The sequence below is a fragment of the Ignavibacteria bacterium genome, assembly GCA_016873845.1.
In the GTDB taxonomy this organism is placed as follows: domain Bacteria; phylum Bacteroidota; class Ignavibacteria; order Ch128b; family Ch128b; genus JAHJVF01.
On the sequence record VGVX01000065.1, the window covers coordinates 1 to 15,551 of the forward strand.

The following is a 15,551-nucleotide window of genomic DNA, read 5'->3' on the forward strand; positions in this document are numbered from 1 at the left end:
TCCAGGTTTTGTGGAATAAACCCGAGCTGACTTATAACGCTGTAACTTTCCCGATCGATATGCGAAGCAATTGCCAAACCATCAAGGGAATGAACCTGATTAACTATCTCATCCACTGATAACTCTGTCGCTCCAATTAAGAGTTTATCGACAAATCCTTCGACTTCGTCATTTTCATTTCCAATCACCTGAATTCCAAAAACGTCCGGATTATTTTTCCCTTTTAGATTATTATATACAATCGACTGCATTTCAAGAACAGAATCTAAATTTCTAAATAATGCTAAAGTGTGAACTTCTTCAATGGAGCAGATTTCCATTGCCGGAATTACAGTTAAACTATTTTTCTCAGCTACATTCAAAATCGCTGAAATATTTTCGGCAGAATTGTGATCACTGACTGCTATGAAATCGAGCTGTTTCTTCTTTGCTTCATTTATTATTTTTTGCGGAGTCATGCTCAGCTCACCGCAAGGAGAAAGACAGCTATGTATGTGTAAATCTGCCATAAACTTTTTTAACATCAACTTTTTCCAATTCCGAACGAACCGATTTTTCCTGCCAATTCGAAAGCCGGTAAATCGCTGACTAAAATCGGGATATTTTCTTCAACAGCTTTTTTAAGTGTATCTTCATTTGGCTGACGAGAGTTCACAAGAATTATTGCTGAATGTTCTTTTAAAACCGAAACAGCAACAATATTTAAATGAACTTGCATTGTTATCCAGATATTCCCGTTTTTACTATTTGCCATTACATCACTAAGTAAATCACCGCAATAACCACCGGTTATTTCTCTTCCTAAATGTTCGTTTCCACATTTGACTTTCAAATTTGCTAGTTTAACTAATTCACTCAATTTCATTTTTTTTCATCTTCCCATCTTGATTTAATTTTTCTGCTGTGTTTCTGTGCGGTTTCAAATAAGTTTCCGGACATCGACTCAAACTTTTTAACTGTAAGAATAATACACTCATCAGCACACGTTAATCCTTTGATTACATCATCAGCAAAAGTTTCGCAAGTTGGAGCTCCACAAATTCCGCAATCAATTTTGGGAAGCATGTCAAGAATTTTTTGCTTCTGTTTCATCTTCTGAATTGCTTTGGAAATATCGTCATCAAGTGGTTTAATCGGACTTGCTGAAATTTTGCCAAGCTGAGAGAAGAAATTTCTTCTATAGAGCTCGCGTATATATTCTCTTTCTTGACAAGGTTGTGACCCGTATTTTTCAACTATCTTCAAAACTTTTCCGCGAGCGATGTATTGATTCTCAATTGTTAAAGATCCACCGACACAAGCATTTGGACATGAATGACATTCGATATATTGAATATCTCTCAACTTTCCATTTTCAATATCTTCTAATATTCTGATGCAGTCGTTTATTCCTCCAATCGCAATACATTCTTCCGCCTTCAGCGAAGCAACTTGCCCTCCGACAATGGGCCAACCAAGTCCAAGTCCGCGAACTTCTTTGACGTCATTCTTAGTAGTGATCTGCGGAATTGCCTGAAGTATGGAAGGATAGATTTCTGAAATTGCAATCGTTCCATCTAAAAACGAATGTTTTTTTCTTGGAGGAGATAAAATTGAAATCATTTTTGCAGGACATGGAGTAATGTAAATTGCTCCAATCTCTTTCTCGCTTAATCCCAATTCCTGCATTTTCTTTCTCTTAGCTTCCCTCGCAGCAATTTCCATTGGTGATTCAATTGGAATCAAATTCTCCAAAAGATTTGGATACCTAACTTGAATTAACCGAAGTATCGTCGGACAATATGGAGAAATTAAAGGACGAGGACCTTCATTAGAATCAAGATATTCCTGTAGTGCAATACTCACAGCTTCCGATGAACAGGCAACATCATATGCATCATCGAAACCAATCTTCTTTAATGCTTCGAGTAATATTCCAGGTTGAATCTCTTTTCCGAACTGAGAATAAAAAACAGGTGAGGGCAAAGCAATTGTATATTTAAATTTGGAAAATTCACTAAATGAACTTGTAAGAGGAAGAATTGCTTTGTACTCACAGGTTCTTACACACTCGCCGCAATCAATACATAACTCCTTGATGAGTGAAGCTTTGTTACTATGAACACGAATAGCATGAGTTGGACATATTCTCATACAAGACATACAGCCATGACAAATTTCTTTTTCTATTCGTATTGATCTAAATTCTTCTTCCATCATCAATTCAACGAAACAGTGATGTTTAATTTTGTTCCTTTACCCATGATCGATTCTATATTAAATATATCTGCATTCCTTTTAATATTTGGTAATCCCATTCCTGCACCAAAACCCATTTCTCGCATTTCGGTAGTTGCAGTTGAAAATCCTTCTTTCATTGCAAGTTCGATGTCGGGTATTCCAGGTCCAACATCTTCAACAACAATTTGTATTTCGCTTGGACTTACTACCAAAGAAATATCAGCCTTGTTCGCATACATGACCACATTCATTTCAGATTCATAAGATGCAATCGCGACACGTCTAATAATAGTAGAATTAATTCCTAATTGTTTCAAAATCATTTTTATTTCTGTTGAAACTTTTCCAGCATCGGTAAAATTATTTCCGACTACTGTAAAAGTTCGCGTGAACGTTTTATCCATTTATAACTTTTTCTGAAATACACTCCATCGTTGAGCCTAATCCTTGATTGAATAGAATTCCGCAAGCTTCATACATAGAATACGGCGTACCAATCAATGGAAGCTTTTTAATTATTGCCATTTCAATCATTCGCTCATCGGGAATTTTACCACGAACAAAAACTAACGCCTCAATCTCTGCTAGGAATGCAGTATTAATTGTTTGAATATTCACAAGTCCAGTTAATAATACTGCACCCGCACGCGAAAAAGCCAGAACATCACTCATCAAATCTGATGCGCAGCCAAATTTTATTTCCCTATCTAAGTATTCCGCTCCGCAAAATGTTTCACATTTAAGCGCTTCGCTTATTTCATTTAATTTCATCATTGATATATCTAATCCTTTGGTTTAGTTGTTTTTTCGTTTACTAATTTACTACCAATGTAGATTGCTCTACCCGAAGGAATTCGAGTTCCAGGACAATTGCTCCAGCACTGTCCACAACCTGTACACTTTTCCGGATCAACATAACGAGCTTTTTTTCTCACTCTTACTTTAAAATTTCCTATATAACCTGAAATACTTTCAACTTCAGAATAAGTGTGAAGCGTGATATCTTTTCTATGTCCAACTGATACCATCTTCGGAGTAAGAATACATGCAGCACAATCGAGTGTGGGAAATGTTTTATCGAACTGCCCCATTCTCCCACCGATACTCGGTTCTTTTTCCACCATGTAAACGTGATAACCTGCATTCGCAATTTCAAGTGCAGCTTGAATTCCGGCAATTCCTCCGCCAACGACAAGAGTATTTGTATTTAATGGTTGTTTTTTAATTTGTAGCGGTTGGTGAAGTGCTACTCTTCGAACAGCTGCATTTACCAATGCTTTTGCCTTTTCAGTAGCGGCTTCTCTATCATCATGAACCCAGGAACAATGTTCTCTAATATTCGCAATTTGAACGAGGTACCGATTCAAACCTGCAGTTTCAGCTGCAACGCGGAAAGTGAGTTCATGCATCAATGGAGAACAAGCTGCAACAACTACGCGATTTACACCAAGATTTTTTATATCATTTTTGATTAAATCTTGTCCGGGATCTGAACACATGAATTTATAATCGCGAGCTATTGTAACATTTGGCTGTTTAGAGATAAACTCCGTAAGTGATGCAACATTTACAGTCGCGGCTATATTAACACCGCAGTGACAAATGTAAACGCCGATTTTTACTTGACCATTTCCTTTTGTCGTGTTTTGAGTGTCATGCATATTGAACCTCCATCAAAGATGAAATTTTTTGAGTCATGGGTATAAAAGAACCATCGATTCCAAGTTTCTTACCATCAATTCCAAGTGCGATACCAAGCAACTGTGTAAAGTAAAGGATTGGAATATTACAGTTGGTATTGTAGAGTTCATTTATTTTTCCTTGATAAGCTTCAAGGTTGAAATGACATAAGGGACATGTTGTAACTATTGCTTCGGCTCCATTTTCAACGGCACAACTGAGTAATTCCTTATTCAGCTTCAGTGCTGTTTCTTCAAATGTGGTCATCAGCATACCACCGCAGCAGCGAACTTTCATTGGATAATAAATGATTTCTGCACCACACTTTTTAAACATCTGATCGAGTAAAATTGGATTTTCGAAATCGTCAAAACCTTTTTCCGGACGAACGATTTGACAACCGTAATACGGAGCAATTTTTAAACCGTTTAAATTCTTTTTTATTTTGCTGATGATTGTCTCAATCCCAACATCATTCATCAATACATCAAGTGGATGACGAATCTTTGTTTTTCCGCTGTAACTTAAACCCGCTTCAGATAGTGCCTCATTAACATCTTTATGCATCTCAGGAATTGAGTTAAGTATTCTGTTCGTTTTGGAGAGAACAGTATAACATGAACTGCATGGAGCCAAAATTTCCATATTCATTTTTTCAGCTAATGCAAGGTTGCGAGATGAAACGGCAAGCGAAACGGTTTCCTTTACTGACATATAGATTGTAGCACCGCAGCAATTCCAATCATCAATCTCAACCAATTCTTGATCGAGAATTTTGAAAATTTCTCTTACTGATTCATCGTAACCCCTTTGAGTTTTTTCAAGACTACAGCCTGGATAATATGCGTATTTCACTTTTATTCTCCTTTTCTTGATTCAAGTTGCATTTCACCGAGTCCTTTATATCCTACAAATTCCGGCGAGTATTTCAATCTCTCTTTAGCAATTCTTAATTCAATTTCCTGAGCTCTCTTAATTATTTTTGAAAGAGATTCATATGCCTTAATCTTTTTAGGAAGGATAGCTACACGATTTTTCTTATACATGATTCTTCCTAGAGGAATCATTTTAAATAACTTACCTATGCTGGTTTTTGTATAGAATTTTCTGATTAGAGTTCCTTCGTGAAGACGCCCATAACTCATCAAATTTTGAATGAACAAGTTTGCGAGTATTTGAACATGTTTGGCTTTGCCTGACAAGTAATTTTTTTCCATTGCTGTGCGTTTTAGCGCATATACAATATCGGTGATTTTAATTCCTGATGGGCAACGTGTTTGACAAGAATAGCACGATGCACAGATCCAAATCGTTCTGCTGTTCATAATTGTTGCCATATCACCTGCTCTGAAAAGTGCGATCAATTCACGCGGTGAAATGTCCATAGTATATGAAACGGGGCAAGAACCAGTACATGTTCCGCATTGAATGCAAGCTTTGATTTTCTCTCCACCTGGAATGGCTTTGACCTGTTCAAGAAAAGCGTATCTTAACTCAGATTCTTTCTTTGCTAATTTCTCAGGTATTTCATCAACTTTCATGAGAAATCTACCTCATTGTTTATGGTTAAATTTTTTGTGTTTCGGGGTTTTAAATATTGTGAATTGTTAACTGATGAATAAGATTTATCACACTGTGTTACAATGTTATAATTCATCCTCCAGCTAAATTTAGTTGGGAATGTCAGTGCACTTACTTCAGTGCAATTTATTTTTCGCACCACCTTAATTAATCTTAAGGCAGGTTCCTCGCCGCTCAAATTTTGACTTCCTTATAATTGAATTAACTCAAGCATGCTCAAATAGAATGAGTTACTATAAAGTCTTTTTAATTTGGTACTTCAACACATTGATTTTTTTTGGGTAAAAGTGAAAAGATTTTCATAGCCGCAATGGAAGTTTTCGTCTAAAACCTATTTATAGATTGAAAACTTCAACATATAATTATGATCATCTTTTGGGAACAAAAAATATGAAAGGACCTCATCACGAATTCTGTCGCCTCTGTGAATGACGTTTGTCATTTCGATTATTACAACTGGCATAACCTCTTCAGCATTTTACTTTCTCAAATGCAACTTAGAAATTATGAACAGCTTTGTCAATAATTATTTTGAAAAAATAATTTTGTATTTAACATTATTTGACACTATGAAGAATTATAAATTCATAAAAATTAAAGTATCATCATTTTTATTTATATTTGCTCGAAAATGAAATTCACCTTTCTAATATCACATAAATTTCTGCTGGGGAAAAAGGAGTCCAAATTCATTTCAGCAATTTCGATGATCGCAATTGCCGGTGTCGCAATTGGAGTTGCAGTTTTAATTCTCGCTTTGAGTGTTGTGAACGGATTCCAAAGCGAAATTCAAAATAAGCTGATTGGACTTTATGCTCATATTGAACTCTCAGCTTTCGAAGGGCAGAAACTTCCTCCTCATGATTTTTCAATTCCTGCAATTTATCAGATTGACACTTCACAAATAAAATCTATTTCGCCTTATGTAGGGCAGCTTGCGTTACTTCGTTCATCGAAAAGTCGCGAAGGAGTTTATGTTAAAGGAATTCTCACTGAATTTGATATTTCAGATTTAAAAAATTCAATCGTCAAGGGAAAATATGAGTTTAAGAATTCGGATGTGACTCCAACTATTATAATTGGTAAAAAACTGGCACAAAAACTTGGTATTAAATTGAATGAATCTATTACAATCTTCGCATTGCGAGGATTTGTTCTCCCTTCTGCAGAGAATTTGCCGAACATCATGAAATTTAATGTGGCAGGAATTTATGAATCAGGAATTTCGGAATATGATGACCTGAATGTATATATAGATCTTCATGCCGCTCAGAATTTATTCTCTTATGAAAATTGGGTCTCAGGCTATGATATTAAAATTAATAATCCAGCCATTGCAGATTCATTTGCAAATAAATTAATGACCTCGCTTGGTTATCCTTTTTATGCAAGGTCAGTCTTCCAAATTCATAAAAACATTTTTACATGGATCGAACTTCAGAAAAAACCAATTCCTATCGTATTAGGTTTAATTATTATAGTTGCAGTTTTTAATATACTTGCCACTCTTCTCATGATAGTTCTCGAAAAAACAAATGCTATTGGTATATTAAAATCGCTCGGTGCATCGGCTTCACAAATAAAGAAAATTTTTCTTATCAACGGGATTGTGATTGGAATTATCGGAACATTGATCGGAAATATTTTAGCCATCACTTTGATGGCACTTCAAAAACAGTACGACATCATAAAAATTCCAGAAGGAATTTACTTTATTAATAGTGTTCCGCTTTTAATTACGTTTGATTCATTTTTGATTACTTCTACAATCAGTATAATTTTAGCAATTCTTGCATCCCTGATTCCAGCGACACTTGCTTCAAGAAGTAATCCGATAACAGCAATAAAATTTTCGTAATATGAAATTCGAAAAATTCATAGCATCGAGATATTTAATATCAAAGCACAAGTTGAATTTCATTACAGTGATTTCAATTATTTCAATTTTAGGCATAACAGTCGGGGTCGCAGCATTAATCGTTGTCCTCTCAATTTTCAATGGCTTTGGTACATTAGTCACACAAATTCTTGTTAATTTTGATCCTCACATAAAAATTGAAGCTACTACCCCAACCGGAATCTCAAATTATGAAACACTTGAAAAAGAAATTGAAAATTATTCCGCATTGGATTCCTATTCCCCCTTTGTTGAAGGAAAGGTCGTAGTGTACTCGAGCAAGATAATTCGAGTAGTAAATCTATACGGAATAGGCTCAGATACAAAACACGAATTATCTGGATTGAAAAAAAATATTGTAATAGGTAATTATAAATTAGCACCCAATCAAGAGATCCCAGCGGTTATCATTGGTCTGAATTTAGCAACCCGCTTGCAATCAGTCTTAGGTGATACAATCACAATAGTTAGTCCTGTTGGATTCGAAAACGCGTTATTAAATAACTCTCCTCCGAGAATGCGCATATTTACCATTGGCGGCATTTATAATTCACACAACAAAGATATTGATGCATTCAATGTTTATGCACCATTGGAAATCGCTCAAGATCTTTTAGGAACGGGAAATGCAGTTAACGGTTTCGATATTCGATTGAAAAATATAAATGATGCAAGCTCAGCAAAATCATATTTTCAAAAAAAATCCAATCAGAAAATTATAGAAGTCAGCACTTGGTTTGATTTACACAAACAGCTTTATTCAGTAATGCTTATCGAACGATGGGTTGCGTACATTATTCTGAGCTTAATTATCGCGGTTGCAACATTCAGCATCTTTGGCTCGCTCACTATGACGGTGATGGAAAAAAAACGTGACATCGGCGTGTTGAAGTCGTTAGGAGTAAATGACAAAAGCATAATGAAAATATTTCTCTTCGAAGGAATTCTCGTCGGAGTGATCGGGACAATTTTAGGTGTGTTAATTGGATTATCGATCTGTTATCTGCAAATTATTTATAAACTCTATCCACTCGATCCTTCTGTTTATATTATTGATGCACTCCCTATTGAAATCCGAATAACTGATATTATTGCAATTGGATTCCTTGCCTTGCTTTTATCTACAATTGCAGGATTGTACCCAGCAAAAAAAGCGGCGAAAACAATCCCGCTTGAAGCAATTAGGTGGGAGTGATTCGAATTCTCAATTCAACTTTTTTTTTAGAGGAATCGAAAAATTAATTTCATTTTTGATCATTCTACTAGAGTAGTCACAAACAAATGAAGCTGCTTAGGCGTTGTTTTACAAAATCAGCTCATTCTACCTCAATTTGCCACCTGTTTTACCTAAGAATCTTACCAAATCCACTTAAAAAAAAATTTTAAAAAATCCCCTAACTCTTTATTTTTTAGTAGCATATATCAAAAAAAAGCTTTATAATTTGTTAAAAGAAAATAGAGAAAATGTCAAAAAACATCGCATTCAAATTCCTTTTCTTCAGTGGGATTTTTCTACTGGCTAATAGTCTAATTTCTTGCGATGGATCAAGCCGCAGATTTCCAACTGATGAAATCACATCACCATTCACCTTTTCACCCGGACAAACCGGAGTACGCTTCATTAATCTGACAGCAAAAACAACTCAATTAGATTTTATTGTTGCAACTAAAAAAATTGCGAGCAGTGCTAGTTACAAAACTGCAAGTGCAATTTATAATGTCGGAAGCGGATCAAGAACGATGCAAATAAAAACCGTTGCAGATTCGCCTGTTCTTTTAAATGAATTTGCTATCACTGTTGATCCGACAAAAATCTATACTGTTGTTACGTATGACAGATTAGATAACTTCCAGTATACAATACTTGAAAGTGTACCCAAAGTAATTGGTACAGGTAAATCTCAAATTAGATTCTTTCACGGAACGAAAGACATCTCGGGTACAGTCGATATAAAAATTATAAATCCCAACGGGACAAGAGTCATTGAGGGAATCAATTTTGGAAATGTAACCGAATACTGGGAAACAGAATCCGGGAAAAATAATATTATAGTTTTGACTTCTGGAACGAATTCAGTGATCATGACTGTAGTTGCTCATCTCGAATCAGGAAAAGTCTACAGTGCATTTATGACAGGAATAAACGGCGGAGTTGAGACTCAAAAAGTTGATATAAACTTTTTGAATGACTCAGATTCAAGAGCCCAAGTCTTATTTAACTTTGGTCCGGGTGAAGCCAAAATTCGTTTTCTCCATGCTTCCAGCGATGCCCCGCAATTGGATTTCTTAGTCGATGATGTAAAAATTGTTACAGATCAGCCATTTAAATTAGCTTCTTCACTTTTGAGAGTGAAAGCAGGTTCTCGGAATGTCAAGATTATTGAATCGGGCGGAGTGACACCGTTATTCGGTTCATCATATAATATCGAGCTTGATAAATCTTACATGTTCCTCGCTTTAAATAATTATTTAAATCTCGGCGGGTTACTTTATGAAATTCCATCAAAATCAGTTGGCAGCGACAGAGCAAATTTGAGAGTAATGCATGCATCTCCTAATGCGCCCTCCGTTTATATAAAACTCACTACATCAGATTTGCGCCCACCGAATTTTGTTACATTGAGTTTCCGAGGTATTTCAAATTATGTAGAATATCCTTCTGGTCCTGTCGATGTTGCAATTTATCAAGCCGGAACAACGGATACATTGAAATACGGAAAAATGTTTTTAGATGGAGGAAGAAATTATACTGCATATATCTTAGGTTTTATTTCTGGAACTGTTAGTTCACCAATTTCATTTGATCTTTTAATTGATTCCGAGCCTGAATCGCAGATGTTATTCAGCTGGTTCTGATGAATCAGAGATTGGATTTTCATCGAGTGAAATGTTTTGTATCTTCTATAAATTGATTTCGGTGAGATGAGTTTCAATATTGCGACAAAAATTAAGAAGGGATTTTTCAACCAGTTTCTTGCACTAATTCTTTTCTCATGCATTTTTATAACTTGCGGACCAGTTTATGAACTACCAAACACCCCCACCACACCGTCTCTCGGTTCGGGTGCAAAAATCAGATTCTTAAATGCATCAGTCGGCAGTCCTGGTTTAGATCTTTTTATAAACAACAAAAAGGTTCTATCAAACCATACATACAAACTCGTTAGCTATTTCATTGATTTAATCCCGGGAAAGCACGAATTCAAAATCAGAGAAACCGGCAACACAACCGATATTCTGAAAGATACATTGCGAGTTGATTCTGGAAAAACTTATACACTGCAAATTATTGGGGATTATGCTGCGCCCGAACTTCTCTTAACTCCGCGCTCGAATCAATATCCAACAGGCAGCAAAGCTTTAGTGCGATTTGCAAATCTTGCCCCCGAACTAGCCAAAATTGATATTAATCTTAAAATGCCTGCAGAAAATTTTTTATTAACTGAGCTTAATTATAAAAGTACAAGCAATTATATGGAAGTTCTGCCCAATAAAGGATCCGTACTGGTTTATGATGCAGGCACAACAAAACTTCACTTTTCATCAGAGGTAAATTTCGAAATTGGAAAAATTTATTCCATCTATATACTTGGATTGGTTGGAGCTAGAGACAGCACTCAACTGAACACATATTTCATGGAGGACACGAATCCAAATCCTCAAACACTTTTCAATTTTGCAGTTGGCACCGCAAAAGTTAGATTCATTAATGGAGATACAGAAGCTTCGCCTCTCCAATTTTATGTTGACGGCTCACCAATTGGCGGCTCGATCCCATTCCGTCAGGCTTCTGCCTTTTATGGATTGAATTCAGGCACAAGAAAAATAAAAGTTAATATGGGTGGAACCAGCGGTTACGTCGATACTGTAATTACAATCGAACAAAATAAATATTATACGTTTCTCGTAGCAAAAGCAGGCGGAGTTTTGAAAGGAACTCTATATGACAATCCGCCGCGTACAACAGCTGGAAGCCGATCATTACTTCGATTCATTCAAGCTTCAACTAATATCGACTCTTTGGATGTCAAACTAAATACTGTTTCCGGCTCTGCAACAATTCCGCAAATGAAATTCAATCAGGAAAGCGATTTCCAGGAAGTTGCTGCAGGTCAGAATATAATCACGCTCTCCAAAACCGAAACCCCAAACATAATGACCAGTGCAGCTTTTTTTGAGGGGGGGAAAGTTTATACTGCATTCATTTTTGGTTCGACCACCGGACTCGGGAATGGTGCATTATCTATCAATTACTTAAAAGACAGCGATACTACCGGACAATCGCTCTTCACCTTCGCACAGGTCCAAACAAACCTAAGATTGGTTAATGGTTCGCATGATAGTCCGGGGATCTCACTGCTTGTGGACGATGCCTCCACAGTTACAAACCTGACATACAAGAATGCTACAAAGCTTCTTAGTGTAAATACAGGGACGAGAAAAGTAATTATCAGAGCTTTTGGATACACTACTCCAATTTTTCAGAAAGAGATGAATTTTGAGGCAAATCAAAACTATTTCCTTTTCATCGCCAATAAATTTGAATCTATTGAAGTACTTTCTCTCACAACTCCGACGAAAATAGTTCCTTTCGGTAAATCAAGCGTACGATTTATAAACGGGATATACGATAAGATTGGTATTGATATTCAGATCACAAACACCTCCGGAACGATTGCATTCAATAATGTTCCATTTAAAAATGTTTCAGATTATGTCGATTTAAGCTCAGGTAAAAATGAGATCATTGTAAAAACCGCTGCAACTCAAGAAGTTTTATTTACGAGCGAAGCAAATCTCGAAGTTGGTGTGGTATACACTGCCTGCCTTCTTGGTAAAGCCGATGGAACTGCAAGCGATAAATACATGCTCGGATTTATGAAAGATCTGAACACAAGCTCGCAAGTATTAACAGAGTTTGCAGCTCTTCGCACCAACCTAAGATTTGTAAATGGAATGACAGATAGTCCGTTAGTCGATCTGTTTGTTGATGGGACCAAAGCCGCAAGCAGCATCAGATATAAACTTGCTACATCGACATTTAAAATCAATTCAGGAGCTAATCGTACATTCAAGCTGATGAGTGCAGGTACAACCAGCCAGCTATTCAGCAAAGAATATTCAATTGATCATACAAAAAATTACAGCTTGCTTGTAACGAATCAGAGTTTGAATCCCGATGGATTCCTTTTCGAAAATCCTTCAAAAACTTCTCAGCCAGGAAAATCTTCACTGCGGATTGTACACGGAGCTTATGGATTAGGAAATTTAAATGTTTCGATTTCAAATTCCGGCGGGAAAATTAATCTGACAAATATTCCCTATAAAAGTGTAACTAATTATCTCGATCTGAATTCCGGTTCAAATGAGATTGCGTTCACAATTTCTTCCTCATCTGGGAACATCATTCTTACATCCGATGCATTTCTTGAAAGCGATAAGATCTATTCCATTTATTTGCTTGGAAATACGAGCGGAGCTGCGGGACAAGAATTATCAATTAACTTCTTAACAGAATCAAATAATTCATCGCAATCTCTTTATACGTTCGATGCAGTCAAATCCCAATTACGATTTATAAATGGTTCAACTGACAATCCGCTGCTTGAACTTAGCGTTGATGATAATTTCGTTGCATCAAATGTAAATTACAAACTTGCAACGGGTGTCTTAAAGGTTAATTCCGGTTCAGGAAAAAAAGTAAAAATATTTGAATTTGGCTCCTCAGCTCCTCTGCTTTCACAAGATCTTACATTAAGTCACAGTAAAACCTATACTTTAATGGCGGTCAACAAAACAGCTAACCTCGAAACAATATTTTTTGAGAATCCTCCAAAGACTGCCCCATCTGGAAAGTCGAGTGTTCGAGTTGTACACGGAGCCTATGATCACGGCTCAATTGATATTTATTTCAAAAACTCGAGCGGAAAATTTAAAATCACGAATCTTCCCTATAGAGGTGCTGCGAATTATCTCGACTTAAATTCCGGTTTCAATGAAATTGTCGTAACTACTGCCGGTTCTGCGAGCAATTTAGTTATCGCTGCAGATGCAACACTCGATCCGAATAAAGTCTACACGATTTATTTCCTCGGTAATAATTCAGGAACTTCTGGTGAGGAATATTCTTTAAACTTTTTGAATGAATCGGATTCGAATGGGCAAAATCTTTTCAGCTTTACAGCAAGTGCATTGACCCGACTAAGAACAATTAACGCTTCCCCAAACTCGCCTGGGCTGGATATAGCACTCGATAAAAATAAAGTTGTCCAAAATTTACTTTTTGGTATTAGTACTGGATACGTGTTTCACCGCAGCGGACTTCATGACATTGACGTCTATGCAGGAGGAACTGTTTCTCCTACCTTGTTAAGTTTTCAATATTTATTCGAACAAAATAAGCTCTATACTTTCATACCGATGGATTCAGTTGCAAGATTGAATCCGCTCTTTATCGAAGATCTTAACTTCATACCAATGCCCGGCAAATCATATATTAGATTTATTAACGCTTCGCCGAATGTCCCTCCGCTTGATATAAGACTCGGCAATCCGACCGGAATTGTTAAACATGGATATTTTACATATCAATCAATTACTGATTACGAACCATACGATCCGGCAGTCATGAGCTTTGTATTTACAGAAGCAAACACTTCGAATGAGCTTTTAAGTCTCCGCGGTTTCTCACTCGTGCCAAATAAAACTTACACAATTATAGTAATGGGATTTCATAATGGACCTGCGGGACAAAATCTCCAAGTGAAGTTGTATCAGGATGACTAAGAGAATTCAGATCGTAATTTAAATTACGCATGGTCTCTTATCACACATGAATAACTGCTTTTAATTATTTACTTTAATCTCAATTAATTTATAAATGTTCTTTAAATCACTTTTTTTTGTAACGAATACCGACAAGGTTCTCCCTTCGGCGAATTTTCTTGCAGAGAGTAATTCTTTTTTCAATTCTTCTGATACATCACTTCTTTCAATTTCGTTAACAGCTTTATCACCGAAGACGAAAGTCAATGTGAAATAATTGTTAAAAGGTCTGAAGAAAAATAAATTTCGTTTATTTAATAGTGCTTTTCCTGTCCATCCGGTCTTACTTGAATAAAATTTCCACTCAAGAAAAACTTTTTCATGAGTAGAATTAATTTTTTTTAAAATTTCAGACCAGTATTTATAAGAAGCTGCTAAAACACTTTTTAATTGAGCTACTGTTGGTTTAATCGATTTATCTAAAAACAGATACTGGTTCATGATATTTCACTGATTATTTTTTCGATAAAACAAGAGTTTGATTTTACTACAAATTTTTTCCATGGATTGAGTTGTTATTCTAAGGTGGACCACTTCAAAAACTTTTCTTGATATTCATGAAACCTGTTGGAGGTTTATTATTCCTATTTATTATTATTCACCTATTCCCATTGATATTGCATTTGGGCAAATGTTCCTCACAAGACAATGATTACAAGCGATCTTTTTGAAAATGTAAAAAATCCGTAAGAGCAATAATCCAATAACACTTATCAATAACAATAAAAGTGCCCATGAAAAATTGATGAATAAAAATGGAAGAATGATCAGTACCGGCAATATCTTTGCTGACATGTACAAATTATTATAGCAGAGAATTCCTTCACTACGGCTCTTAAAATTATTTAGATCTCCTTTGGGGAAAAATTTTCTTGCGATCACATTCAGTCCAGATATACACAACATTTCCGGTTTATTTGTATAGGCACAATTCGGGCAAACCATCATTGGCATGAGAATATACATCTGAACAATTGCAAAACATAAATATGCCGCTGAAACTATTTTACCGGCTGAGGAATAATCAAATGCGATTAAGATGCCAAAATAACCAAACAAATAATGAAGAATCGTAGCTAGATAATATATAAGTAAACTTTTTAAAGGATATTTTGAAAAAGTTATGTTTTCCATTTTACTGCTCCATCTCTATTTTCTTTGGCGATACTGCTGAAAAGCTGCAACTCGGAATCTGCCGAAATTGAACCGCTTTTAAACAACTGTAATGCTTCAAGGGAAAAGATACTGGTGTAAAAAAAATAAACAGATAAAACGAATAAAAATCAAGCTGCATTCTTCTTACCCTTCCAATACTGATCACGTAATAGCTCGGCATTTTGAAGTTTAT

14 protein-coding genes are annotated in these 15,551 nt (G+C 35.9%); 4 read left to right on the forward strand and 10 right to left on the reverse strand.

Features of this window, described 5'->3' with window-relative positions; genetic code table 11:
* The 8 genes from FJ213_10645 to FJ213_10680 form a co-directional block, all read right to left on the reverse strand.
* The coding region (locus FJ213_10645) for a PHP domain-containing protein (protein ID MBM4176611.1) at nt 1–524 on the reverse strand (524 nt) is incomplete at its 3' end.
* On the reverse strand, nt 524–865 hold the full coding sequence (locus FJ213_10650; protein MBM4176612.1) for a serine kinase: 342 nt from the start codon (nt 863–865) through the stop codon (nt 524–526). The genes FJ213_10650 and FJ213_10645, both read right to left, overlap by 1 nt.
* Nucleotides 862–2,199, reverse strand: a complete 1,338-nt coding sequence (locus FJ213_10655) for a ferredoxin (GenBank protein ID MBM4176613.1) — start codon at nt 2,197–2,199, stop codon at nt 862–864. Before FJ213_10655 ends, FJ213_10650 begins: the two co-directional genes overlap by 4 nt.
* Nucleotides 2,199–2,624 (reverse strand): anti-sigma regulatory factor, encoded by a 426-nt coding sequence (locus tag FJ213_10660; protein ID MBM4176614.1) that lies wholly within the window; start codon nt 2,622–2,624, stop codon nt 2,199–2,201. Before FJ213_10660 ends, FJ213_10655 begins: the two co-directional genes overlap by 1 nt.
* Nucleotides 2,617–2,991, reverse strand: a complete 375-nt coding sequence (locus tag FJ213_10665; GenBank protein ID MBM4176615.1) for a hypothetical protein — start codon at nt 2,989–2,991, stop codon at nt 2,617–2,619. The genes FJ213_10660 and FJ213_10665 overlap by 8 nt, the downstream gene beginning before the upstream one ends.
* 11 nt (nt 2,992–3,002) lie before the next feature.
* On the reverse strand, nt 3,003–3,881 hold the full coding sequence (locus FJ213_10670; GenBank protein MBM4176616.1) for a CoB--CoM heterodisulfide reductase iron-sulfur subunit A family protein: 879 nt from the start codon (nt 3,879–3,881) through the stop codon (nt 3,003–3,005).
* Nucleotides 3,874–4,755 carry a disulfide reductase gene (locus tag FJ213_10675; protein MBM4176617.1) on the reverse strand — a complete coding sequence of 294 codons (882 nt, stop codon included), beginning with the start codon at nt 4,753–4,755 and terminating at the stop codon, nt 3,874–3,876. Before FJ213_10675 ends, FJ213_10670 begins: the two co-directional genes overlap by 8 nt.
* A 2-nt stretch (nt 4,756–4,757) precedes the next feature.
* The gene (locus FJ213_10680; GenBank protein ID MBM4176618.1) at nt 4,758–5,441 is read right to left on the reverse strand and encodes a 4Fe-4S dicluster domain-containing protein; all 684 of its coding nucleotides are present in this window, start codon (nt 5,439–5,441) and stop codon (nt 4,758–4,760) included.
* A 671-nt stretch (nt 5,442–6,112) separates the two neighbouring features.
* Here FJ213_10680 and FJ213_10685 point away from each other — a divergent pair.
* The 4 genes from FJ213_10685 to FJ213_10700 all read left to right on the forward strand — a co-directional run bounded on the left by FJ213_10685 (nt 6,113) and on the right by FJ213_10700 (nt 14,164).
* Nucleotides 6,113–7,339, forward strand: coding sequence for an ABC transporter permease (locus FJ213_10685; GenBank protein ID MBM4176619.1), 1,227 nt, complete (start codon nt 6,113–6,115; stop codon nt 7,337–7,339).
* 1 nt (nt 7,340) lies between these two features.
* Nucleotides 7,341–8,573, forward strand: coding sequence for an ABC transporter permease (locus FJ213_10690; protein ID MBM4176620.1), 1,233 nt, complete (start codon nt 7,341–7,343; stop codon nt 8,571–8,573).
* 269 nt (nt 8,574–8,842) lie between these two features.
* Nucleotides 8,843–10,234 (forward strand): DUF4397 domain-containing protein, encoded by a 1,392-nt coding sequence (locus tag FJ213_10695; protein MBM4176621.1) that lies wholly within the window; start codon nt 8,843–8,845, stop codon nt 10,232–10,234.
* Between the two features lie 66 nt (nt 10,235–10,300).
* Nucleotides 10,301–14,164, forward strand: a complete 3,864-nt coding sequence (locus FJ213_10700) for a DUF4397 domain-containing protein (GenBank protein ID MBM4176622.1) — start codon at nt 10,301–10,303, stop codon at nt 14,162–14,164.
* Between the two features lie 60 nt (nt 14,165–14,224).
* Here the strand turns inward: FJ213_10700 and FJ213_10705 are convergent, their stop codons facing one another.
* Entirely contained in the window at nt 14,225–14,644 is a 420-nt protein-coding gene (locus FJ213_10705; GenBank protein ID MBM4176623.1) for a DUF3788 family protein, read from the reverse strand.
* Nucleotides 14,645–14,797: 153 nt separating this feature from the next.
* The gene (locus FJ213_10710; GenBank protein MBM4176624.1) at nt 14,798–15,337 is read right to left on the reverse strand and encodes a hypothetical protein; all 540 of its coding nucleotides are present in this window, start codon (nt 15,335–15,337) and stop codon (nt 14,798–14,800) included.
* Nucleotides 15,338–15,551: the final 214 nt, after the last annotated feature.